This window comes from Novosphingobium nitrogenifigens DSM 19370, assembly GCF_000192575.1.
In the GTDB taxonomy this organism is placed as follows: domain Bacteria; phylum Pseudomonadota; class Alphaproteobacteria; order Sphingomonadales; family Sphingomonadaceae; genus Novosphingobium; species Novosphingobium nitrogenifigens.
Genome location: NZ_GL876926.1, coordinates 342,360 through 364,835 on the forward strand (window position 1 = coordinate 342,360; position 22,476 = coordinate 364,835).

A 22,476-nucleotide genomic window follows, 5' to 3' on the forward strand; every position below is an offset into this window, starting at 1 on the left:
TTGACGGCCTAGAGCCCCAGTTCGATGACGCGGTCGATCATCGGCTTGGTAATCAGGCACACGCCGTTTTCGGTGCGCCGGAACCGGCGGGCGTCGAGTTCGGGGTCTTCGCCCACGACAAGGCCTTCGGGAATGCGCACGCCGGAATCGAGAATGACCCGCTTGAGACGGGCGTGGCGGCCGATGTTGCAATAGGGCAGCACGACCGTTTCCTCGGCGCGGGAATAGGATCCCATCTTGACCCCGGTGAACAATAGACTGCGCTTGGCAAAGGCGCCCGAGACGATGCAGCCCTGGCTGATGAGCGAGGAAATCGCCATGCCCCGGCGTCCTTCCTCATCATGCACGAACTTGGCCGGAGCGGCGATGATCTGGTCGGTCCAGATCGGCCATTCGCGGTCGTACATGTCAAGTTTGGGTACGGTATCGGTGAGGTCGATATTGGCGTCGAAATAGGCGTCGAGCGTGCCGACGTCGCGCCAGTATTCCTCCATCTCCTCGGCCGCGCGGATGCAGCTGTCAGTGAAGCGATGGGCGACGGCTTTCCCGTGCTTGACGATATAGGGAATGATGTCGCTGCCGAAATCGCGGGTCGATCCGGGCGTCGCGGCGTCCCGGCGAAGCTGGTCGAACAGGAATTTCGTCTCGAAGACATAGATGCCCATCGAAGCGAGGCAGTGCTCCGGATCGCCGGGGATCGTCGGCGGATCGGCAGGCTTTTCGACAAAGGCGGTGATGCGGCTGTCGCCATCGACGGCCATGACGCCAAAGCCGGAGGCCTCTTTCTTGCCGACGACGAGGCAGCCGATGGTGACGTCCGCGCCCGAGTTGACGTGCTGTTGCAGCATCAGCTCGTAGTCCATCTTGTAGATGTGGTCGCCCGCCAGGATGACCATGTACTTGGGTGCGTGGCTTTCGATGATGTCGATATTCTGGAACACCGCGTCCGCCGTGCCTTCGTACCACAGCAGTTCGGAAATGCGCTGAGAGGCGGGCAGGATGTCGAAGCTTTCGTTGCGTTCGGGACGCAGGAAGTTCCACGCGCGGTTCATGTGACGGATCAGCGAATGCGCCTTGTACTGGGTGGCGACGCCGATGCGGCGAATGCCGGAATTGAGCGCATTGGAGAGGGCAAAGTCGATGATGCGGCTGACGCCGCCGAAATAGACGGCCGGTTTGGCGCGGTTATCTGTCAGTTCTCTCAGACGACTGCCGCGTCCTCCGGCCAGAACATAGGCCATGGCGTCGCGGGCCAGCGGCTGTCCGTGGGTCCTGTCCCTCATCCCTCTGACTCAGTCCTTTCCTCTTTTCCGGCGTAGACGAACATCATTGTCGCGAGCGGAGGCAGCACGACCAGCGCGGCGCCGTCCTTGACTTCGATCATTCCCAGATTGCCCTGGCCCGAGCCGCCGTAGTCGGGGGCATCGCTGTTGAGGATTTCGGTCCAGGTGCCGTCGATCGGGAGGGGCAGGCGATAGTGCGAATGAACCTGGGGCGTGAAATTGCACACGACCGCGACCGGCGGTTCGCCCGGCGCATGGCGGACCCAGGCAAAGACACTGGCAGCTGCATCGTCGACAACGGCCCAGGCAAAGCCGTCGCCTTCGCAATCGCGCGCATGAAGCGCGCCGTGGCGCCGATAGGCGTGGTTGAGATCGCGGACCCAGCGACGCATCCCTTCGTGCGGGGCATGGGCGAGCAGGTGCCAGTCGAGTTCGCGCGCCTCGCTCCATTCGGCGCGCTGGGCGAACTCCTGCCCCATGAACAGCAACTTCTTGCCCGGATAACCCCACATGAGGCCGTAGTAGGCGCGCAATGTTGCGAATTTCTGCCAATCGTCGCCGCTCATCTTGTTGAGCAGCGAACCCTTGCCGTGGACCACTTCGTCATGGCTCAGCGGCAGGACGAAATTCTCCGAAAAGGCATACATCAGCCCGAAGGTGATCTCGTCGTGGTGATAGCGGCGATGAACCGGATCGCGGGCCATGTACTTCAGCGTGTCGTGCATGAAGCCCATGTTCCACTTGAAGCCGAAGCCCAGTCCGCCCTCGTGCGCGGGCAGGCACACGCCCGGCCACGCGGTGCTTTCCTCGGCGACGGTAAGGACGCCGGGGTGCTGGCCATAGACGGCCTTGTTCATCGCCTGAAGAAAACGGACCGCTTCCCAGTTCTCGCGTCCGCCCTGCTCGTTGGGGATCCATTCCCCTTCGCGCCGGGAATAGTCGCGATAGAGCATCGAGGCGACAGCATCCACGCGCAGGCCGTCGACGTGATAGACTTCGGCCCAGAACAGGGCGTTGTTGACGAGGAAGGATTCCACCTCGCGCCGCCCGAAATTGTAGATCGCGGTGTTCCAGTCGGGGTGGAAACCCTGACGCGGGTCGGCATGTTCGTAAAGGCTGGTCCCGTCGAACCGGGCAAGGCCATGGGCATCGGTCGGGAAATGCGCGGGAACCCAGTCGATCAGGACGCCGATCCCTGCCTGGTGTGCGCCTTCGACAAAGCGCGCGAACCCTTCGGGTCCGCCAAAGCGCGCGGTCGGGGCATAGAGACCGGTCGTCTGGTAGCCCCAGCTCGGGTCATAGGGATGTTCCGAGACCGGCAGGAATTCGATGTGGGTAAAACCCATTTCCACGACATAGGGGATGAGCTGGTCGGCCAGTTCGTCCCATGTGTGGAATTCGCGTCCGGGCGGGCGGCGCCACGACCCGGGATGCACTTCGTAGATCGAGATCGCCTCGCGCCGGATATCGGTCCGGGCCCAGTAATCGCGATGGGCCTCGTCGTCCCAGCTGTCCTTGCCCGGTTGGGCGACGATCGAAGCGGTCGCGGGGCGCAGTTCGGAAAAGAAGGCGAAAGGATCGGCCTTCAGCGGCTGAAGCACGCCGTCCGGGCCGACCACATGGAACTTGTAGGGGCGGCCTTCGGCAATGTCGGGGATGAAGATTTCCCAGATCCCGTTGTCGCGGCGCAGGCGCATGGGATGGCGGCGACCGTCCCAGTCGTTGAAATCGCCGACAACCGAAACCACGCGCGCATTGGGGGCCCAGACCGCGAAGTGAACCCCGCGTGCGCCTTCGTGTTCGATCACATGGGCGCCCATCTTGTCGAACAGGCGGTAATGGGTGCCTTCGCCCATCAGGAAATCGTCGGTCGGGCCGAGCACCGGGCCGAACGAATAAGGGTCCGTCACCCACCACTGGTGCGGGCCGTTGCGGCACAGATAGCGCAGCGGCTGACGCCCACCCGGAACCGGTCCTTCGAACAGGCCGCGCGGGTCGATGCGGGTGAGCGAGGCGAGCGGCTCTCCGGCAAGGGTATGGGCCTGTGCTTCTGCCGCGCCGGGCAGAATCGCCCGGGCAAAACTGCCGCCCGGGCCGGGATGGATGCCCAAAAGCGAGAAGGGATCGGCATGAGTGCCTTCCAGCAAGGCTTCGATGGCTTGCGCCGGCGGCTTCATGATCCGATCCCTCTCCGTTCCGCTTCTTGTTTACCTAGATATACGGAACAAGAATAAGCAAGAGTTACAATTTATTGTCGGGCATAACTTCAAGTCGGTTGAGGCACGACGCCCCAGATGTCGCGGGCATATTCGCCGATGGTCCGATCCGAAGAGAACCAGCCGACATTGGCGATATTGCGGATGGCACTGGCGCGCCACGCTTTCTGGTCTTCCCAACGGGTGTCGATCGACCGTTGCGCCGCGTGATAGGAATCGAAGTCGGCCGCAACCATGAACCAGTCACTGTCATAAAGCCCGCCCATGAGCGAGGCATAGCGATGCGGGTCGTCGGGGCTGAACACCCCGGACGCGATGGCCGAGATCGCCTGGCGCAATTCGCGCGATCCTTCGATGATCGCGCGCGGGTTGTACCCGTTGGATCGGCGCGAGAGCACTTCTTCGGCGGTCAGGCCGAAAATGACGATGTTGTCGTCGCCCACGTGATCCTTGATCTCGATATTGGCGCCGTCGAGCGTGCCGATGGTAAGCGCTCCGTTGAGCGCGAATTTCATGTTGCCCGTGCCCGAGGCTTCCATCCCGGCGGTCGAGATCTGTTCGGAGAGGTCGGCGGCGGGGATGATCCGTTCGGCCAGCGTCACGTTGTAATTGGGAACGAACACGACCTTGAGCAGGCCGCCGACTGCGGGATCGGAATTGACCCGGCGGGCGATGTCGTTGGCCAGTTTGATGATGAGCTTGGCATTGTGATAGCTCGACGCGGCCTTGCCTCCGAAAATCTTGACCCTCGGCACCCAGTCGCGTTCGGGGTGGCTGCGGATCTGGTCGTAGAGAGCGACCGTTTCGATGAGGTTGAGCAACTGGCGCTTGTATTCGTGAATGCGCTTGATCTGTACGTCGAACAGCGCGTCGGGATCGAGCCGTACGCCGGTCAACTGCTTGATATGGGCGGCAAGGGCGACCTTGTTCGAGCGTTTCACTTCGGCGATCCGCTCGCCGAGAACGGTGTCGTCGGCCAGCGCGTTGAGGTCGGTGAGCTTTTCCGCGTCATGGAGGAAGCTGTCGCCGATCGCATCCTTGAGCACCGAGACGAGGCCGGGATTGCACTGATGCAGCCAGCGGCGCGGGGTGACGCCGTTGGTCTTGTTGTTGATGCGGTCGGGATAGAGCGCGTGAAGGTCGGCAAAGACCGTCGATTTCATCAGTTCGGTGTGGAGTGCGGCGACGCCGTTGACGCTGTGCGCGCCCACGAAAGCGAGATTGGCCATGCGGACCCGGCGTTCGCCATGTTCGTCGATCAGGCTGATCGCGGCGATCTGCTGGTCGCTCAGCCCGGCGCGACGGGCTTCGCGCAGGACGCGGCTGTTGATCGCATAGATGATCTGCATGTGACGCGGCAGCAGACGCTCGAACAGGGGCAGGGGCCAGGATTCGAGCGCTTCGGGCAACAGCGTGTGATTGGTATAGGCGATGGTCTTCTTGGTGACGTCCCACGCTTCGTTGAATTCAAGCCCGTGAACGTCGACGAGCAGGCGCATCAGTTCGGCAACCGCCACCGAGGGGTGCGTGTCGTTGAGCTGGATCGCGACCTTGTCGGGCAAGGTCCGCACGTCGCCGTCGTATTGGGCGTGGCGGCGGACGATGTCCTGGATCGAGGCTGAGGTGAAGAAGAATTCCTGCCGCAGGCGCAGTTCATGGCCCGCAGGCGTGCTGTCGGCGGGATAGAGCACGCGCACGAGCGCATCGGCCCGCGCGTCTTCGACAAGGGCGCCGACGTGGTCGCCCGCGTTGAATGCGTCGAGGCGGATCGGATCGAGCGCTCGGGCGGTCCACAGGCGCAGCGTGTTGACGCGCTTGCCCTGCCAGCCAACGACGGGCGTGTCGAAGGCGCTCGCCTCGACCTGTTCGGCGGGCAGCCATTCGACGCCTTCGCCCCGGTCCATGACTTCGCCGCCGAAGCCGACACGGTACGAGCTTTCGCGGCGGTCGAATTCCCAGGGGTTGCCGTGGCTGAGCCAGGTTTCGGGCAGTTCGACCTGCCAGCCGTCGTCGATGCGCTGGCGGAACATGCCGTTCTTGTACCGGATGCCATAGCCGTAGGCGGGGATGTCGAGGCTGGCGAGGCTTTCCATGAAGCAGGCGGCAAGCCGCCCGAGGCCGCCGTTGCCGAGTGCCGCGTCGGGTTCCAGTTCTTCAAGTGCGGTCAGGTCAAAGCCGTGATCGCGCAGGGCTTTTTCCATTTCGCTGGTCATGCCCATGTTGGACAGCGCGTCGCGAAGGAGCCGCCCGATCAGGAATTCGAGCGAGAGGTAATAGACTCGCTTTTCGCCGTTTTCATAGGTGCGGCGGGTCGTTTCCATCCAGACGTCGATCACCGCATCGCGCAGGGTCAGGACGGTTGCCGTATACCAGTCATGGGGCTTTGCCGCGCGTTCGTCCTTGCCGACCCGGTGCCGCAGTACATCAATGATATGGATGTCGATTTCGGCGGCCTTGGAACCTGTGCTCAGCGGGATGTCGAGGCTCATGGAACGCAGCTCCCTATGCAGTCGTCCGCAGGTGGGCCACGCGAACAGCCGCGCACCTCATCGGCAGACAGGTTTTCCTGGCCCTTCCGGCAAACCCGACGCCTGTGTTGTCATCCGGCGACTGGATCGGCACTCTCTCCGCTGATTGGGTAGGACAGTCTTCATTAAGCTTTCAAGCTACAAGTCGCCCTCCCGAAAAAAAGTGCATCCGAACGCATCCCGCACCCCTGATGGGTGCAGGATGAAGCGCGGACGATTGCGTGGGGTCAGCGAACGGCGATGCGGATGCCGGCCCAGATCGTGCGGGGAATGCCGACATCGACCGTTCCGCCCGAATTGCGGGTGACGACGGTCACGTCGGTCAGGTTCTCGCCGCGCAGGACCAGACTGACCGGGCCGACGATCGGAGCAGAGGCAAAGGCGCCGAGAGTGGTTGCGGCGGGCAGGGCGGCGGTGGCGAGGTTGTCCTCGAACGCGACCCCGACATGACGCACGGTCAGGCCCAGCACGTAATGCGGGCGCGGCGTCCACACGGCGCTGGCCGAAGCCGACAGGCGCGGGGTCTGGGCCGGACGCAATCCGTCATAGGCCTGGCCCGGCGCACTCATCCGGGCGATGGTCCATGCCAGCGATCCCGTCAGCGAGACCGTCCCGGCCTTGACCGCGCCGGAAAATTCGACCCCGTGGGCGTGAACCGCCGGGACGTTCTGGCGCATCTGTGTCGTGGCATCGATGGTGATGTTGGCGATCGCGTTGCGGATCTCGTTGACGAAGCCGGTCACGCCGAGCGTGACGGCGGGCAGGGGTTGCCAGTCGATGCCGCCTTCGACCCCGCGCAGGCGTTCGTTGCGCAAGGTCGCATTGGCCTGGGTCGTCACCGGATAGACCGTGAACGAACGATAGAGTTCGTTGAGCGTGGGCTGGCGCATGCCGGTATAAGCCGAGCCGCGCAGGGCGAGCCGGTGGGTTGCCTGAACCACGGCGCCGCCCCGGAACGATCCGGTCCAGCCCGATTGCCCGGCGTAATTCGTGTTGAGCAGCGGGCTCCATCCCAGCGTCCAGGTCCGGTATTCGCCGTCGCGCTGTCCCCAGCGGTCGGCGCGTGCACCGGCGGTCAGGCGCAGGATGCCGATGGTCCATGCGTCTTCGGCATAAAGGCCAAGGTCGGTGTTGGTGCCGCCCGCGCGGCGATGCCCGCTGACGACGCCCTTGGTATACGTGTCTTCCTCGGTATGGCCCTCGACCTGTCGCCAGTCGACACCAAGGCGCAGGACATGGCCACCACCCACCGGCGGGCGCACTTCGACTTTGCCGCCGAACCCCGAGGACGGCGTGCCGGTCTGGTTGAGTGTCGGGAGATACGTCGACGAACTGATCGTCTCGCTGTTGAAATTGCGGAACTGTCCATAGGCCAGCACATCGAATTGCCAGCGGCCGTGGCCGACCACGCGCAAGCTCGCATCCTCTCCGCTCATGCCGGTGTCGGCGCCTTTGAAGCGCAAGGTCTGATTGTCGCCGAAGAAGGACAGGCGGCCCTGGATTTCGACATCGGGGGCGAGGGCTGCAACGCCTCGTGCAGACGCGGACCAGTTTTCATAGCGCGCCTTGGCGCTTGCTGTGACCCGCTGGCCGGGGGGCGTGGTCCAGAAGCCGGGGCCGCGATCCCAGCGGCCGGACACGACGGCAAAGCCGTTGCCGAGCCGCGGCGCCAATCCGGCCGAAACCGTGGTGTCCCCGCGATTGTCGGCAAGGACTTCGCCGTCGAGAAAACCGCGCTCGGCAGGTCCCGCGCTGGTCATGTCGATCGTTCCTGCGACGGCCCCCGAGCCGAAGGCGCCGCTGCCGCCGCCACGGATGACGCGAATGCTGCCGATGTCGGAGGCATTGATCCCGGCAAGCGGGATCGATCCGAAAAAGGGGTCTGCCTGGGGAACACCGTCAATCAGGACAAGCGTGCGGCTGGCAGCATTCCCGCCGAGCGCACGCAAGGTGAAGCCGTCCGCCGATGGGTTGGCCGAACGGCTGTCCGAGCGGCGATAGAGTTGCAGTCCGGCAGCGTCCGCAAGGGCATCCTCGATGCGTCCGGACGAGACCTGGCCAATGCGGGTATGGTCGATCGTGGTTACTGCATAGGCTGCGGCGGCGGGCAGGTCGGCAAGCGGTTTGCCGGTCACGACAATGGTTTCCGCGCTGCCTTGCGCTGGGGATGGAGCGGTTCCGGCATCGGTTTGGGGCGATGGGGACAGCGCAGCAGGGGCTGCGGCGGCAAGGACCAGCAGAAGAGTCATTGTGTGATTCGACCTGTTCGAATTCGTATGAATTGATGAGTCAGGCTGCGTTCAGCCGAGCGCGACCCCCATCCTCTCGTTTGCGATCACTGCTCCGGGGCGGGAGTTTTGCCAACCTGCAAAAAAGTACGATCGCGGTGGGAAATGGCGCATTTCCGGGGAAAACCAGCGATGGGAGAACCCTTTTTGGGCAACCGATTGCTTTTCGGGTTTTGCTGAGACGGCAAAGGCGGGTGGTTAACGACTCGGGATTTCCTTTGCGATGGGTCAAATTGCGTATGGGCCCAGCGGCTGCACGACATAATCTGTCATCACAACGCTATAACGCAATCGAGTTGAGGGAAGATGCGCGTTCAGAAACTGACTTATGTCGAGCCCACTGTGGTCGCCAAGATGCGCTCGATCATCAATTGCCAGAAGCCCGAGGTGATCCAGAGCCATTTCGGGATCGGCCTCAACACTTGGGTAAAGCTCCGTGAAGGCAAGGCTATCCGTCATTCGGTCGCCGTCCGCCTTCTTCAGCGCCTGCAGCGTGACGAAGTGATCTGACGCCCGCTAACGGATCAATGTTACAAAACCCGGACTGCGATCGCCGAATTGGGGGTGCGATCTCAGTCCTGGGGCGCGGTAAGGTTTTTGGGGGTTCCGCGCCGGCATGATCGAGGCTCCCTCAAAGGTCGGGGGGCTGGGCTCGGGGGTTGAACCCCGGTCATTTGCAGTGCACAAGATTGGGGTCGTCTTCGTAGCGGAACTGGTCCGTTGCGACGTCGATCAGGGTCAAGCAACGCAAAAATGACAAATTTCTGCAGGGCGCGGTCCAGTGGACTCAGCGCCCGAAATCGGCATTCGGGCCCGCGCGGGCATGAACTGACGCTTCGAGTGCGCCGGACAGGTGCCCGATGAGCAGGCCCATGCGCGACTTTTCCCCCGCAAAATCGTCCGCGATCGACGATGACGGCAATTCCGCTTCCGGATCTTCTGCCACAGGATCGCCTTCCGACACTCTCCCCATCGACAGCACCGCATTCGCGACAGGGCTGCTCTATCATGCCGCGACCGGCATTGCGGGGGGCGTTGCAGGCTTCCTGGTCTCCCGCGCGTTTCAGGTGGTGCGGGGCGGGGAAAAGCCGTCGGCCGCGACCTCGTTGATGTCCGGAGTTCTGGGCGGTCTTGCAAGCGGCGTGGTGCAGGGCGTGATGACGGCACGGAGCCGCAAGCCGACGGTCCTTGAGATGCGTCCGTCCTCGCAAAGCCCCATTCCCGAGATGAGGGTTCCCGAGATGAGGGCTCCCGAGATGACGGGCCCCGACAGCCAGGACGCCGAAGTCCCCGGCGATGACGACGCGGGCACCTACACCGACCTTGCCCGGCAGAAAGCCGCTGCCGAAGCGGCCAATGCCGCCAAGAGCCGCTATCTTGCCAATGTCAGTCACGAGATCCGCTCGCCGCTCAACGCAATCTACGGCTATGCCCAATTGCTCGAGCGGGGATCTGCCGTCGATGTTGCCGATGCGGCGCGGGTGATCCGGCGCAGTGCGGAACATCTGACCGATCTTGTCGAAGGACTGCTCGACATGTCGCTGGTCGAGAACGGGGTCATGCGGGTTTCGACTGACACGGTTCGCCTGCCGTCATTCATCGAGCAGATCGAACGGATGTTCCGCCCGTCCGCGCAGGCCAAGGGGCTGGTCTTTCGGACCGAGATCGTCGGTCATCTGCCCGACTATGTCCGCACCGACCAGAAGCGTTTGCGCCAGGTGCTGATCAACCTGATTACCAATGCAATCAAGTACACGCACAAGGGTGAAGTGGTTCTTGCCATCCGTTATTCGGGGCAGGTCGCGACGTTCGAAGTGCGCGATACCGGTCCGGGCATCCCGCCCGAAGCGCAGGAGCGCATTTTCGCGCCGTTCGATCGCGGGGTCGAAGGTGGGCGCGCCGGGGGCATTGGCCTGGGGCTGCCGATCACGCGGGCGATCGTGCAGATCCTGGGCGGTGAACTGGAACTTGAGAGCACGCCCGGAGAGGGTTCGGTGTTCCGGGTGCGGGTCATGCTCGGGCAGGTCGTCGGGCATCGCGATGGTCCCGGCGAAGGGACCGGAGAGAACCGGCGCTGTGCGACCGGCTATCTCGGCATGCGTCGCGCGATCCTGGTCGCCGACGACGATCCGCGCCAGCTTGCCTTCGTGCGGCAGGTCCTTACCGATCTGGGGTTCGACGTCAGCGCGGCTCCGGACGGACAGACGGCTTTGGCCATGGCGCGGGCAAGGCATTTCGATCTTGCGCTGCTCGACATTGCCATGCCCGGCTGGTCGGGCTGGCAAACCGCGAGCGCGCTGCACGAGGCAGCCGGGCCGGACTTGCGCATTGTCATGCTTTCGGCCAACGCTCACGAACGGCACGGCCCTGCCGAGCCGGGGATCGAGACGGTCCATGACCGTTTCCTGGTCAAGCCGGTCGAGATCGACACGCTGGTCGACACGATCGGGGAGCTGCTCGATTTGACCTGGATATTTGCGCCTTCCGATGCCGAGCCGGAGACCGTTGCCTCGGTGGAGACAGGCGAAGACGAGGTGATCGAACTGACGCCGGAAGCCCGCGTCCATCTCGATCGCCTGCGTGACAAAGTGCGCATCGGTCACGTTCGCGGGATCGAGGCGGAAATCCGCGAACTGGAAAGCCGGGTGCCGGAGGGTTGCACGCTGGTCGCAAGGCTATACGATTGCCTCGACCGCTTCGACCTCGCCGGAATGGCCCGGATGTTGGAAAAGGCCTGACGATGACCGAACTGCCGCTTCACCGGGATACGGTGCTGGTAGTCGATGACCAGCCGGAATCGTTGCGTCTCCTCACCGATACGCTCGAGGATGCCGGGATTTCCGTGTTGGTCGCGACGTCGGGGCAGGGGGCGCTCGACCTCATTGCCCATGTCGTTCCCGATCTCGTGCTGATGGATGCGGTCATGCCGGGCATGGACGGGTTCGAGGCGACCGTGCGGATCAAGGCCAATCCGGCCACCCGGCACGTTCCGGTGATCTTCATGACCGGCCTGACCGAAAGCGAGCACGTCATCGAGGGCTTCGAGGTCGGCGGCGTCGATTATGTGCGCAAGCCGGTCAATGTCCACGAATTGCTCGCGCGCGTTCGCGTCCACATGGGCCATGCGCGGGCGGTACAGGCCAGTACAGTCGGGCTCGATGCGACCGGGCGGATGATGCTTTCGACCGATCTTGCCGGGCAGTTCCTGTGGTGCACGCCTTTGGCCGAGCGCGCGATCGCGCGGGTCGAGGCAGGCTGGAGCCGCGAGCGCGGCATGGTGCCCGAAGTCCTGCGCCAGGCGATCGAGCGGTTATTGCAACGCGGGGATGCACCCGGGGTTTCGGTCCGCATCGAAAACGGGGATTGGTCGCTCGAACTGGTCCTGATCGCGCAATATCGTGAAAACGAGGTGCTGATCCGGCTCAACGAACTCGATCCGCAGGGCGATGCCAACCGACTGCAGAGCCGCCTTGGCCTCACCGAGCGCGAAGCCGAAGTGCTGCTGTGGATCAGCTACGGCAAGTCGAATGCCGACATCAGCGACGTGCTGGCGATCAGCCCGCGTACGGTGCAAAAACACCTCGAACGCATTTATGAAAAGCTCGGTGTCGAAACCCGCGCAGCGGCGGCTGCCATCGCGATCCGGTCGTCCGAGCAGTAAGGCGCGAGCCATAAGGGAATGCGCCGGTCAGAGGTCCGACCGGCGCTGATCCGTCACTTCTTCTTGGCAGCGATGCCTTCGATCTCGATCAGGAAGTACGGACCCGCGAGGGCCGCGACCTGAAACGCCGAACGGGCAACCGTTTCGGGGTTTTCGCCGGTCTTGAAGAACTGCTTGAAGCCTTCGTTCGCACCCGCAAAATCGAGCTTGCCGAGCTTCGGATCGGGCGCGATGAACAAGGTGAGCTTGACGAGATCGCTCATCTTGTAGCCCTTGCTTTCCAGCAGGGCCTTGATCTTCGTAAGTGCGCTGATCGTCTGGGTCTTGGTGTCGCCGAGATCCTCGGTCGACTTGATGTCGCCCCAGCTCTTCTTGGGGTCGATCGGCGATGCCAGCTGGCCCGAGAGGAAGAACAGGTCGGTTCCCGCCTTCACTTCCGCGCCGTCGAGAATAAGGGCGCCGGGGTTGCTCTGGTACTTGACGACCTGCGCATTGGCAGAGGCGGCAGGCACGATGGCTGCCGCAACAGTCGCTGCCAGCATGGCGGAAATCGCAGAGGTGATACGCATGTTTGGAACCTTTGCAGACACGGTTGGAAACACGGAACGTAGTTCGGGCTGAGCCGCTCTCGTTTGTGTTTCGATAAGGTCATATCCAGTTTTTCTAAAGCGTGTTCCGGCGCCGATGCGCAAAAGGGTGGGCCGTGCTACGCGGATCGACGTATGGGCAACCGGGGTGCTGGGGCGGCAGGGGATCTGTCATGGTGGCGGATCGCAGGTATCTTCGCAGATGCGGCAAGAAGCCCGAGGGGTTGCATTACTTCATATGGAGAGCAGGCGGGGAATGGGCAGCAAGCACAAGTTCGGACTGGTCGGATTTGCGGCGATGACCGCATTGGTCGCGGCGACATGCGCAAAGCCCGGTTTTGCTCAGGATCGGCCGGGACCGTCGGGTGGAGATGCTGCGGTTGCAGCCAGCGGCAAGGAAATCTTCGAACAGATCTGCCAGGCATGCCACATGCCCGACGCCAAGGGTGGTGGCGAACCGGGCGCGCGGGTTCCCGCTCTCGCAGGGAACAAGAATCTCGCCAACAAGGATTACCCGATCATTATCCTGCTGAAAGGGCGGGGCGGGATGCCGTGGTTCACCGATATCCTGACCAAGGAACAGATCGCGGCGGTGATCACTTACGTGCGTGGTCATTTCAACGACTACAAGGACCCTGTGACGGTGGCGGACATCGAGCGGATCGGTGTCGCCAATCCGCCGGTCCCCGACTGCAACTGCGGTCACTGATCCAACCATCTCTCCGAGGGGCCATCCGCCGCTCCAATCGCTGTGTTTCGCGTTTTTCAAGGAATTGACATGATCGATTCGCTCAATCCGCCGACCCGTCGCCAGCTTCTCACCATGATCGGCAAGACCGGCGGCGCCATGGCGCTCTATCAGGCGATGACCGTGCTCGGCCATGCCGCCGACAGCCAGTTCAACGGTCCGCCCAAGCTGTCCGGCGCTCGTCCCGGCTCGACCGTGCTGGTGCTCGGCGCCGGGCTTGCGGGCATGCTTGCCGCGCTTGAACTGACCAAGGCCGGGTACAAGGTGCAGATCCTGGAATTCCAGAACCGTGCCGGTGGCCGCAACTATTCGGTGCGCGGCGGCGATACCATCACCGAACTCGGCTCGACCCAGCAGGTGCAGTTCGCGCCGGGCAACTATCTCAATCCCGGTCCGTGGCGCATTCCCTATCACCACCGCACCGTGCTGCATTACTGCAAGGAACTGGGTGTCGAGCTCGAGCATTTCGCCCAGCTCAATCACAACGCCTTCATCCACCGCAAAGATGCCTACGGCGGCAAGCCGCAGCGCTATCGCGACCTCTACGTGGACTTCAAGGGCCACGTCGCCGAGCTCTTGTCGAAGTCGCTCAACGCCGGGGCGCTCGACACGGCGGTCACGGCCGAGGACAAGGCCAAGCTGTTCCAGGCGATGCGCGAATGGGGCGTGCTCGACAAGTCGATGGCCTATACCAAGGGCATGCATGTCGGCGAGCAGCGCGGCTGGGAACGTGCGCCGGGCGGCGGCGTCAACGGCGCACCGATCCCGGGTGACGTCGGCACTTTGTCCGATACCTTGTCGACCAAGGTGTGGGAACAGATCGGTTTCTATACCGAGCACGTCATGCAGACGACGATGTTCCAGCCCAAGGGTGGGATGGATCACATCGGCAAGGCGTTCGCGGCCAAGGTCGGCAAGCTGATCCGGTACAACACCAAGGTCACCAAGATCGCGCAGGACGACAAGGGCGTCTCGGCGAGCTGGGTCGATACCAAGACCGGCGCGACGGGCGAGACCCATGCCGACTGGATGGTCTGCACGATCCCCGCGCCCGTGCTGAACCAGATGGATTTCCAGATCAGCGAGACCAAGAAGGCCGCCATTCGCGCGCTGCCTTACGGCAACTCGGTCAAGATCGGCCTCGAAATGAAGCGCCGGTTCTGGGAAACCGACTATGCGATCTATGGCGGTCACTCGTTCACCGACCAGCCGATCGGCCTCATTTCCTATCCCACCGGCAATTTCTTCGGCGATGGCCCGGCGGTCATTCTCGGGGCCTATCCGTTCGGGATCGGCGCCTACATGCTGGCCGGGATGACTCCGGAAAAGCGGATCGCGGCTGCACTCGACCAGGGGCAGGTGTTCCACCCGGCCGAATACAAGAGCGAATTCCGCTCGGGCGCGACGGTTGCCTGGAGCCGCATGCCGTGGATCCTGGGGTGCTGCGCTACCTGGACCGAGGAAAGCCGCGAGAAGCATTATCAGGATCTCGTGGCGATGGAGGGGCGTATCGTCCTCGCGGGCGAACACTGCTCGTACTATGGATGCTGGCAGGAAGGCGCGCTGCTTTCCTCGCTGGATGCGATCACGCGCCTGCATCAACGCGCTCTGGCGGCCTGATCGAATTACCGTTCAAGCGGACAATTGGGCCCCGGCAGCAAGACTGCCGGGCCCTTTTCGTATTCGCCCTGGGTTCTTGCATCCACGACGAGAGCGGGAGACAGTCACCGGCAAAACAAGGCAATGCGGGAGAAGTCTGCCGGCCATGACCATGTCAGCCCTTGAAGTTCGCGCGCTATCACCGGACTTGTCCGGAGTGTCTCTGGTCGAACGACCGATCCCGATGCCCGGACCGGGCGATGTGCAGGTCCGGATCGAGGCCGCAGCGCTCGGCTTTCCCGATTTCCTGATGACCCAAGGCTTGTATCAGGCAAAACCCCCGTTGCCGTTCGTACCCGGCATGGAGTGCGCAGGTGTGGTGACGGCTTTGGGGGAGGAAGCGCGCCGTCATGGCTGGCGCGAGGGTGATCGGGTGATGGCGGCGGGCCTGACCGGTTGCGTTGCGCAATATGGCGTCTTTCCGGCAGGGAGCGTACAGCCTTTGCCATCGCCCCTGTCCTTTGCCGAAGGGGCCGCCTTGCGCGTCGCCTACCTGACGGCGTGGGTATCGCTGGTCCGGCTCGGGCGAGCACAGGCGGGTGACTGGGTGGTGGTTCATGGGGCTGCGGGTGGAGTTGGCCTTGCAGCGGTCGATCTGGCCCGGGCTCTTGGTCTGCAAGTCATCGCGGTGACCTCGTCGGACGCCAAGCTCGCGGCTGTGCAAGCACTGTACGATCCGGCGCATGGGCTGGTCGGTCCGGTCGGCATTCGTGAAGCCGTGCTTGATCTGACGGGCGGTCGCGGAGCCGATCTCGTCTATGATCCGGTAGGGGGCGACGTCTTTGACGAGGCCTGCCGCTATACCGCATTTGGCGGACGCCTGCTGGTGGTCGGGTTTGCGAGTGGGCGCATTCCGACGGTGGGTGCCAATATCCCCCTGATCAAGGGATTCTCGATCGTGGGCGTGCGGGCGGGGGAATATGGACGCCGTTTCCCCGACCATGGGCGAGAGGATATCGCCGCCGTTCAGGCCCTGGCCGAAGCGGGGCGCATTCGGCCGCATGTTCATGCTGCCTTGCCGCTCGGGGAATGGAGGGAGGCCTATCGGGGGATGCAGGAGCGCCGCGTCGTCGGCCGCACTGTCCTCTTGCCTCAGGCATGAGCCCTTGCCGTGCACAACCAGAATGCTGCGGGCAAAAAAAGAGCCGCTAAAAGCGGCTCTGGAAGGTTTGGGAGAGGATGCCTGAAAGGCAGGTTCTTGATGACTTTTCGGGCCTCTTGATGCAAGTGCGAAAGAGGCAATTAAAGGTGCAAAAAACGCATCCGTTCAATTGGAGGTTTCCCGATCAGTTCGAAAGGTCTGTTTTTATCTCGGGAAAAAGCCTTTTTTCATAGCTGTTTCACACGTATGCATAAAGAGCGGGTGTGCGGCGAAAAGTGCACCTGGTGCAAGTCACCGACCTCGCAATCGTTTTTTGCCGCTATCGCCGTTTGCGCCTGCGCTCGTCCGGAAAACGCGGGGGAAGGCGCTGGCGGCTCGTCTCTGTGCAGCATTTTTCGCCTTTCGACGGCACCGATTCGCATAAGGAAAAGCTGTTGCCATGATCACGGAGAGGCGGCAGCTATCCCGCCAAAGGAGATCCATGCCATCATGACGAAGACTTCTGTCGCCCATCGCGCGCTTGCCGGAACCACGTTCGCGGCGCTCGTTGCGGCTTCGTTTTCGGTTCCCGCGCTTGCTGCCGCTCCGGTCGCCGCGCCCACCACGGCCGAAGCCACCGAGGCGCTGGACCTCGCCATGAAGGCGATTGCCATCCGCTCGGTGCGCGGGGAAGGCAACCGCGCTGCCGATGTCGCGGCCCTGTTCCGCGACCGCCTGGTCGCCGGTGGCTGGGCGCCGTCCGATGTGGTCATCACCCCGATGCACGACACCGCCATGCTGGTCGCGACCTGGGTCGGCACCGATCCCAAGCTCAAGCCTCTGGTCCTGTCGGGGCACATGGACGTCGTCGAGGCCAAGCGCGCCGATTGGCAACGCGATCCCTTCGGTCCGGTGGTCGAAGATGGCGTGCTTTATGGTCGCGGCGCCACCGACATGAAGTTCGACGGTTCGATGCTGCTGTCCTCGCTCGTCGACCTGCGTCGCCACGGTTATCGTCCGCGCAGGACGATCGTGCTGGCCTTCTCGGGCGACGAAGAGACGGTGATGGCGACCAGCGCCGTCCTTGCGGACAAGCTCAAGGGCGCCGAGGCGGTGATCAATGCTGATGGCGGTGGCGGCACGTTCGCTGACGGCACCGACAAGCCGCTCTACTGGATGTGGGACGGTGCGGAAAAGTCCTATGCCGACTACAAGCTGGAAGTGACCAACCCGGGCGGGCACAGCTCTGAACCGCGCCCCGACAATGCCATCGTGCAACTGGCCGAGGCAGTGATCAAGGTCGGCAAGTACCAGTTCCCGCCCGAACAGAATGCCATCACCAAGGCATGGTTCACGCGCGCCGCCGCGTTCGAGGCTGACCCGGCCAAGGCAGCCGCCATGCGGGCGTTTGCGGCCAATCCAGCCGATGCCAAGGCGCTGGCGGTGCTGCGCGCGGAACCCTCGATGGTCGGAAAGACAGGGACGACCTGCGTTCCTACCATGCTCTCGGGCGGGCACGCGCTCAATGCCTTGCCCCAGCGGGCCGACGCCAATGTCAATTGCCGCATCTTCCCCGGCCACAGCCGTGCCGAAATCGCGGCTCAGCTGGAAAAGGTGATCGGCTCGCCGGTGGTCAAGGTTTCCGACGTGACCGAAGGGTCGATCGATTCCCCGGCCTCGCCGATGCGGGCGGACGTCGTCGGCGCGCTGGAAAAGGCGATCCATGCGGCATGGGGCTCGGCCGTGACGGTCATTCCCTCGCAGGCATCGGGCGCATCGGATTCGATGTTCTACCGCTCGATCGGGGTTCCGGCCTACAATGCGAGCCCGGTCTTCACCCGGTCGGATGAAAGCTTCAGCCACGGGCTCAACGAACGGGTGCGCACCGTCAACGTGAAGCCCGCGCTCACGTATTACTTCAATCTCATTCCCGACCTTACGCGCTAAGGCTGCTGTCGGGCGAGGCGGGCGGGGAAGTGCCGTCCGTCTCGCCGGTCTCGTCCCGCCACCAGCGCGGCGCATGACGATGGCGCTTGAGCAATCGGGAAATGCTGCGCAGCAATTTTCCCCGTGACGCGCCCTTGTGGGTGAGAAGCGCACGAAGTTCGGCGTTGTATTCGGGGGCGAGATCCTCGACCGCGACGCCCGAATGCGCCACTGCCATGTCGTGCAGAGTGCCGAGCTTGTCCTGAAGTCTCGCCAGCAGATGCTCGTGGGGCGCAGCGTCCGCGTTCCGGAAAACGGGTGCGAGAAATCCGGTCGCATAGCGCAGCCGTTTCACTTTCAATCGCAGCCGATGAAGCTCCCCGTCATCCATGGCCCGCAGGCGCCGACGCTTGCGGGGCAGGGACTTGCGATAGCGATCGAGCGCCTTTGCCGCAAAAGGCTCCAGTGCTCCGGCTGCTTCTTGTTTGTCGAGCCACGCCCGCAGGACGGTAAGGGTATGGATCGTGTCGGGGCGAGCGAGGCAGGCAGCGGCTCTCGACACTTCCTCGTCGCGGAGTACGGCGAGGTGCGAGACCAGTTGCACGCTGCCTTCCGGCGCGATCCGTTCGATCAGGACATCGAGATCGCGTGCCGGGGCAAGGGCATGGGCAAGCCGGCGCAATCGCCGACGCTGTCGCTTTGCTTCGGCCTGATCGACGGCGGGACCGAAGAGGGCCAAGGCGATGCGCAAGCGGCTGATCGCGACGCGGCACTGATGGATGGCTTCGTGATCGCCTTCGGTAGTGACGAGGGTCATGGCCGTACCGAGCTGGTCGAGGCAGTTGCGGGCGATAGCGCGGAACCCTTCGCCGACATTCATCCCGTCGCTGATCGCGACAGGGGCAATTCGTTCGACGGTCTTGGGTTCGCGGCAATCGCTCATGGGCGTCACGGCACTCGACTCCGGCCTGTCCCGGCACTCTGCCCGACTATTGAGCACTTCGCCCGCAAGCAGGCAAAGCGAATTTGGCTGCGGGGCTGGGCGATGTGTCCGGCGGTCTTACGCGTCGCAGAACTGGGCGTCGCTGATGACGCGGTTTCGTCCCTGCAACTTGGCGAGATAGAGCATCTGGTCGGCGGCGTTGAGCAGGTTGTCCATGCCTTCCTCGAGGTGGATGACCGATACGCCGATCGAGGCCGTGAGCGCGATCGGGGCCTCCTCGCTGCGCACGTCGCAGGCTTCGATCGCCTGGCGGATGTCCTCGCACAGCGCGAAGACCTGCGTGCTGTCACGGTGATGGAACATCATCACGAATTCCTCGCCGCCCAGCCGCGCGGTCAGGAACCCGCGTTCCTGCGCCGTCGTCAACAGGACGTTGGCAACCGCGTTCAGGGCGACGTCGCCGCAATCATGCCCATACGTGTCGTTCACGGTCTTGAAGTGGTCGATGTCGAGGATGGCCAGCGAGCCGGGGGCATTGCCGGCTTTGAGGCCATCGAGAATCTTGTAGGCGCGTTCGAAGAAGGCCCGGCGGTTGTAAAGCCCGGTCAGGGGATCGCGTTCGGCCAGATGCCGCAGGCGCTTCATCTGCTTGATCGTGTCGATGTTGTTTTCGACGCGGCAGAGCACTTCCTCGGCGATATAGGGGCGATAGACGAAGTCCGACGCCCCCGCCTTGAGCAGGGCGGCCGAGAGGAAGGGGTCGGATGACGAGGACACGCCGATCACGCGCAGGTCTTCGGTGGAATAAGTCTGGCGGATTTCGCGCGTCAGTTGCTGTCCGTCCATGTCGGGCATGTGAAAATCGGTGATGACCAGCCTGATCTGGGGATTGGCGGACAGGATCTTGAGTGCATCGGTGCCCGAGCCTGCGTCGAACACCTGGTATTTCTGGCGCTGGAGGAGATCGACCAGCGCTGCGCGGACGCTGAGGGTATCGTCGACCACGAGAATGGCGGTCGAACCCGCTCCGGTCAGGCGAACGACGGTGCGCACGAGCTGATCGACCGCGTCGACGGTATCCTTGACGAAATAGTCGACCAGCTTTGCCGAGGCGAAACGCTCGCGCACTTTGCGGTCGAATGTCGCGGTGAACAGGATCGTCGGGACGCCGTATTCAGCCAGAACGTCAAGCATTTCCCCGTCGGGCGCATCGGGCAGGTTGAGCCCGGTGATCGCGAGCGTCGGGCGGTTTTCCTGCAAGGCTGCGGTCGCATGGGCCAGAGTGCGGTAGAGCTGGACATTGGCCGGAGAGACTTCCTCGATCCGGTTCTTGAGCAGGATGCCCAGCGCGATCGAGTCCTCGATCAGGAAAACGGTCGGCTCCTGTTCGGCAAGGTCGGCTTGGTTCGATTGACGGTCCTGTTTCCGAAAGCGGGTCATTTCGACAAACTATCCCCCAGAACGGCAGTGTGGCGGGCTCGCACGCAGACGCGCCCGGCGCACTGCATTTTTCCGTCCTGGCACAGGCGATAGGTTTGAAAGTCTAAGACATCGAGAGAACGGATTCCGGTAGATTTACCTAGAGGACAACGTTTGCTGTGACGCCGGGATTCAGTCCTGCTTCGCAACCCTCACGGTCTTTGCCATCGGACAGGAGAAATCGTGTTCCGACAGGCCCGCAATGACGCCCCCGCCGTTGCCGTCCTCGATCAGCAGGAAGGGGATGTGATTGGCCTCGATCCCGGATTCTCCGTGGGTGATCAGCAGGCCGAGCGGACGGTCGCGGATCGTGGAGAAAAGAACGGGCGGATCGGTCTGGCGAAAGGCTTGGGGCACATACATGGGCGGGGCCCCCGACTGGTGCGGTTCAACGCAGGGCGGTGAGAGCGAGAGAGACGGCGAGCGAGAGCATGGTGATGCCGACTACCGCGTCGAGGACGCGCCATGCCATCGGTCGCGCAAACAGCGGAACCAGCAGGCGGGCGCCATAGCCGAGCGCGGTGAACCAGGTGAAACTTGCACAAGCAGCTCCCGCGACGAACAGCGGACGCAAGGCAAGCGGCTGGGCCGAACCGGCTGCTCCCATCAGCAGCACCGTATCGAGATAGACATGGGGGTTGAGGAATGTGAACGCCGCCGTCGAGGCAAGCGCGCTGCCCAGTGTGATGGCGCCGCCATCCGACACGATCAAGGTCTCGGACGCCGCCATGCGTTGGAGTGCCTTGACCCCGTACCAGCCGAGGAAGCCGGCGCCGCCGAGGGAAAGGATCGTTGTCAGTGCCGGGACGAGCGATAGCAGAGCTCCGAGCCCTCCAACGCCCAAGGCGATGAGGACGGCATCGGCACAGCCGCAGAAGAGGACGATGGCGCCGACATGTTCGCGTCGCAGACCCTGACGCAGGACGAACAGGTTCTGGGCGCCGATGGCCATGATCAGGGCGGCGGAAAGGGCAAAGCCGGTGACGAACGGGGTAAGGGGATTGGTCATGCCCCCGGTTTGACAGAGCTTGTGGGCTTAGCCTAACTTATCATTCTTATCTTGATGAAGTGCACCTTAATTCAATGCTCGACTATCCGGCCCTTGCGGCTTTGGCCGCCGTCATCCGCGAAGGCAGTTTCGAACGCGGGGCGCAGGCTCTGGGCGTGACGCCTTCGGCCGTTTCGCAACGCGTGCGCGGGCTTGAGGAAAAGCTGGGCACGGTACTGGTCCAGCGTGGCCAGCCTTGCGTTCCGACCGAACTTGGTCGCACGCTCTGTTCCCATTTCGATCAGGTTCGCCTGCTCGAAGCCGATCTCGACCCCGCGCTGAAACCGCGCCTTGCCGGGAACGAAACCACGCCGACGATCCGTCTTGCGGTCAATGCCGACAGTCTGGCGACCTGGTTTCCCGATGCGGTGACGCGGTTTGTGCGCGCAACCGGGTTGCTCCTCGATCTCACGCGTGAGGACGAGGGGCATACCGCCGAACGGCTTCGCATGGGTGAAGTGCTGGGGGCGGTGACGACCGACCCGGAACCGCTTCCGGGGTGCCGGGCTGTTGCGCTCGGCGCCTTGCGCTATGCCGCCTGTGCCAGCCGGGAATTCGTCGAGCGGCATTTTCCCGATGGCGTCGACCCGGCATCGCTGACCAAGGCACCTTGCCTGCGGTTCGACCACAAGGACCGGTTGCAGGCGCGCTGGGTGCGCGAGACGTTCGATTGCGAATTGCAGGCGCCGACCCTGTGGGTGCCTTCGACCCACGCCTTTCAGGATTTCGCGTTGGCGGGGCTCGCATGGGGCATGCAGCCGCTCCTTCTCGCGCGCGATCATCTTGCTGCGGGGCGTCTGGTCGAACTGGTTCCGGGGAGCCTGCTCAACGTGCGGCTCTACTGGAACGTCGTGCGCCTCCATGCATCCTCTTTGCGGGTCTTGACCGATGCGATCCAGGCAGCGGCGCGGGAAGCACTTGGGCGTGGTGAAAAGCAATAAATCAAATGCTTGATGCGACAATTTGTGACACTGTCGTGCTGTGATTTGATCACGGGCATATTCAGGATGCGTTTCATGCTCCATCGGG

General features: G+C 63.3%; 17 protein-coding genes. 8 read left to right on the top strand and 9 right to left on the bottom strand.

Annotated features, from left to right (window positions below; all coding sequences use genetic code 11):
• Positions 1–8: 8 nt before the first annotated feature.
• The 4 genes from glgC to Y88_RS01925 all read right to left on the bottom strand — a co-directional run bounded on the left by glgC (position 9) and on the right by Y88_RS01925 (position 8,276).
• Positions 9–1,283 (bottom strand): glucose-1-phosphate adenylyltransferase, encoded by a 1,275-nt coding sequence (glgC, locus tag Y88_RS01910; RefSeq protein WP_026166772.1) that lies wholly within the window; start codon positions 1,281–1,283, stop codon positions 9–11.
• Positions 1,280–3,460 (bottom strand): 1,4-alpha-glucan branching protein GlgB, encoded by a 2,181-nt coding sequence (gene glgB / locus Y88_RS01915; protein WP_008065713.1) that lies wholly within the window; start codon positions 3,458–3,460, stop codon positions 1,280–1,282. The genes glgC and glgB overlap by 4 nt, the downstream gene beginning before the upstream one ends.
• 89 nt (positions 3,461–3,549) lie before the next feature.
• Positions 3,550–5,988, bottom strand: coding sequence for a glycogen/starch/alpha-glucan phosphorylase (locus tag Y88_RS01920; protein ID WP_008065714.1), 2,439 nt, complete (start codon positions 5,986–5,988; stop codon positions 3,550–3,552).
• A 266-nt stretch (positions 5,989–6,254) separates the two neighbouring features.
• A complete protein-coding gene (locus Y88_RS01925; protein WP_008065715.1) occupies positions 6,255–8,276 on the bottom strand; it encodes a TonB-dependent receptor plug domain-containing protein in 2,022 nt (673 codons plus the stop codon).
• A gap of 345 nt (positions 8,277–8,621) precedes the next feature.
• On the opposite strand from Y88_RS01925, the gene Y88_RS01930 reads away from it, so the two are divergent.
• From Y88_RS01930 to Y88_RS01940, 3 genes are all read left to right on the top strand, one after another.
• Positions 8,622–8,825 carry a hypothetical protein gene (locus Y88_RS01930; RefSeq protein ID WP_008065717.1) on the top strand — a complete coding sequence of 68 codons (204 nt, stop codon included), beginning with the start codon at positions 8,622–8,624 and terminating at the stop codon, positions 8,823–8,825.
• Between the two features lie 350 nt (positions 8,826–9,175).
• Positions 9,176–11,053 carry an ATP-binding protein gene (locus tag Y88_RS01935; protein ID WP_232280886.1) on the top strand — a complete coding sequence of 626 codons (1,878 nt, stop codon included), beginning with the start codon at positions 9,176–9,178 and terminating at the stop codon, positions 11,051–11,053.
• Positions 11,054–11,055: 2 nt separating this feature from the next.
• A complete protein-coding gene (locus tag Y88_RS01940; protein ID WP_008065721.1) occupies positions 11,056–11,976 on the top strand; it encodes a response regulator transcription factor in 921 nt (306 codons plus the stop codon).
• A 53-nt stretch (positions 11,977–12,029) separates the two neighbouring features.
• On the opposite strand, the gene Y88_RS01945 is transcribed toward Y88_RS01940, so the two are convergent.
• The gene (locus Y88_RS01945) at positions 12,030–12,545 is read right to left on the bottom strand and encodes a Rid family hydrolase (protein ID WP_008065723.1); all 516 of its coding nucleotides are present in this window, start codon (positions 12,543–12,545) and stop codon (positions 12,030–12,032) included.
• Between the two features lie 274 nt (positions 12,546–12,819).
• Here Y88_RS01945 and Y88_RS01950 point away from each other — a divergent pair, with 274 nt between their 5' ends.
• The 4 genes from Y88_RS01950 to Y88_RS01965 all read left to right on the top strand — a co-directional run bounded on the left by Y88_RS01950 (position 12,820) and on the right by Y88_RS01965 (position 17,998).
• Positions 12,820–13,272, top strand: coding sequence for a c-type cytochrome (locus tag Y88_RS01950; RefSeq protein ID WP_008065727.1), 453 nt, complete (start codon positions 12,820–12,822; stop codon positions 13,270–13,272).
• 69 nt (positions 13,273–13,341) lie between these two features.
• Positions 13,342–14,931: a flavin monoamine oxidase family protein gene (locus Y88_RS01955; protein WP_008065730.1), complete on the top strand. Its 1,590-nt coding sequence runs from the start codon at positions 13,342–13,344 to the stop codon at positions 14,929–14,931.
• A gap of 151 nt (positions 14,932–15,082) precedes the next feature.
• Complete coding sequence (locus Y88_RS01960) at positions 15,083–16,072, top strand: NADPH:quinone oxidoreductase family protein (protein WP_026166771.1); 990 nt, start codon at positions 15,083–15,085, stop codon at positions 16,070–16,072.
• Between the two features lie 489 nt (positions 16,073–16,561).
• Positions 16,562–17,998, top strand: a complete 1,437-nt coding sequence (locus Y88_RS01965) for a M20/M25/M40 family metallo-hydrolase (protein ID WP_008065736.1) — start codon at positions 16,562–16,564, stop codon at positions 17,996–17,998.
• On the opposite strand, the gene Y88_RS01970 is transcribed toward Y88_RS01965, so the two are convergent.
• From Y88_RS01970 to Y88_RS01985, 4 genes are all read right to left on the bottom strand, one after another.
• Positions 17,988–18,920, bottom strand: coding sequence for a CHAD domain-containing protein (locus Y88_RS01970; RefSeq protein ID WP_008065738.1), 933 nt, complete (start codon positions 18,918–18,920; stop codon positions 17,988–17,990). The two genes, Y88_RS01965 and Y88_RS01970, sit on opposite strands and share 11 nt — an antisense overlap.
• Before the next feature lie 117 nt (positions 18,921–19,037).
• Positions 19,038–20,360, bottom strand: a complete 1,323-nt coding sequence (locus Y88_RS01975; RefSeq protein WP_008065740.1) for a GGDEF domain-containing response regulator — start codon at positions 20,358–20,360, stop codon at positions 19,038–19,040.
• Between the two features lie 171 nt (positions 20,361–20,531).
• Positions 20,532–20,762, bottom strand: a complete 231-nt coding sequence (locus tag Y88_RS01980) for an FMN-binding negative transcriptional regulator (protein ID WP_008065742.1) — start codon at positions 20,760–20,762, stop codon at positions 20,532–20,534.
• A gap of 25 nt (positions 20,763–20,787) precedes the next feature.
• On the bottom strand, positions 20,788–21,408 hold the full coding sequence (locus Y88_RS01985) for a LysE/ArgO family amino acid transporter (protein WP_008065744.1): 621 nt from the start codon (positions 21,406–21,408) through the stop codon (positions 20,788–20,790).
• Positions 21,409–21,482: 74 nt separating this feature from the next.
• On the opposite strand from Y88_RS01985, the gene Y88_RS01990 reads away from it, so the two are divergent.
• The gene (locus Y88_RS01990; protein ID WP_008065746.1) at positions 21,483–22,388 is read left to right on the top strand and encodes a LysR family transcriptional regulator ArgP; all 906 of its coding nucleotides are present in this window, start codon (positions 21,483–21,485) and stop codon (positions 22,386–22,388) included.
• Positions 22,389–22,476: the final 88 nt, after the last annotated feature.

Coding starts and splice junctions, on each gene's coding strand:
- glgC (WP_026166772.1), bottom strand. CDS start 1,283: ATGAGGGACAGGACCCACGGACAGCCGCTGGCCCGCGACGCCATGGCC.
- glgB (WP_008065713.1), bottom strand. CDS start 3,460: ATGAAGCCGCCGGCGCAAGCCATCGAAGCCTTGCTGGAAGGCACTCAT.
- Y88_RS01920 (WP_008065714.1), bottom strand. CDS start 5,988: ATGAGCCTCGACATCCCGCTGAGCACAGGTTCCAAGGCCGCCGAAATC.
- Y88_RS01925 (WP_008065715.1), bottom strand. CDS start 8,276: ATGACTCTTCTGCTGGTCCTTGCCGCCGCAGCCCCTGCTGCGCTGTCC.
- Y88_RS01930 (WP_008065717.1), top strand. CDS start 8,622: ATGCGCGTTCAGAAACTGACTTATGTCGAGCCCACTGTGGTCGCCAAG.
- Y88_RS01935 (WP_232280886.1), top strand. CDS start 9,176: ATGAGCAGGCCCATGCGCGACTTTTCCCCCGCAAAATCGTCCGCGATC.
- Y88_RS01940 (WP_008065721.1), top strand. CDS start 11,056: ATGACCGAACTGCCGCTTCACCGGGATACGGTGCTGGTAGTCGATGAC.
- Y88_RS01945 (WP_008065723.1), bottom strand. CDS start 12,545: ATGCGTATCACCTCTGCGATTTCCGCCATGCTGGCAGCGACTGTTGCG.
- Y88_RS01950 (WP_008065727.1), top strand. CDS start 12,820: ATGGGCAGCAAGCACAAGTTCGGACTGGTCGGATTTGCGGCGATGACC.
- Y88_RS01955 (WP_008065730.1), top strand. CDS start 13,342: ATGATCGATTCGCTCAATCCGCCGACCCGTCGCCAGCTTCTCACCATG.
- Y88_RS01960 (WP_026166771.1), top strand. CDS start 15,083: ATGTCAGCCCTTGAAGTTCGCGCGCTATCACCGGACTTGTCCGGAGTG.
- Y88_RS01965 (WP_008065736.1), top strand. CDS start 16,562: ATGACGAAGACTTCTGTCGCCCATCGCGCGCTTGCCGGAACCACGTTC.
- Y88_RS01970 (WP_008065738.1), bottom strand. CDS start 18,920: ATGAGCGATTGCCGCGAACCCAAGACCGTCGAACGAATTGCCCCTGTC.
- Y88_RS01975 (WP_008065740.1), bottom strand. CDS start 20,360: ATGACCCGCTTTCGGAAACAGGACCGTCAATCGAACCAAGCCGACCTT.
- Y88_RS01980 (WP_008065742.1), bottom strand. CDS start 20,762: ATGTATGTGCCCCAAGCCTTTCGCCAGACCGATCCGCCCGTTCTTTTC.
- Y88_RS01985 (WP_008065744.1), bottom strand. CDS start 21,408: ATGACCAATCCCCTTACCCCGTTCGTCACCGGCTTTGCCCTTTCCGCC.
- Y88_RS01990 (WP_008065746.1), top strand. CDS start 21,483: ATGCTCGACTATCCGGCCCTTGCGGCTTTGGCCGCCGTCATCCGCGAA.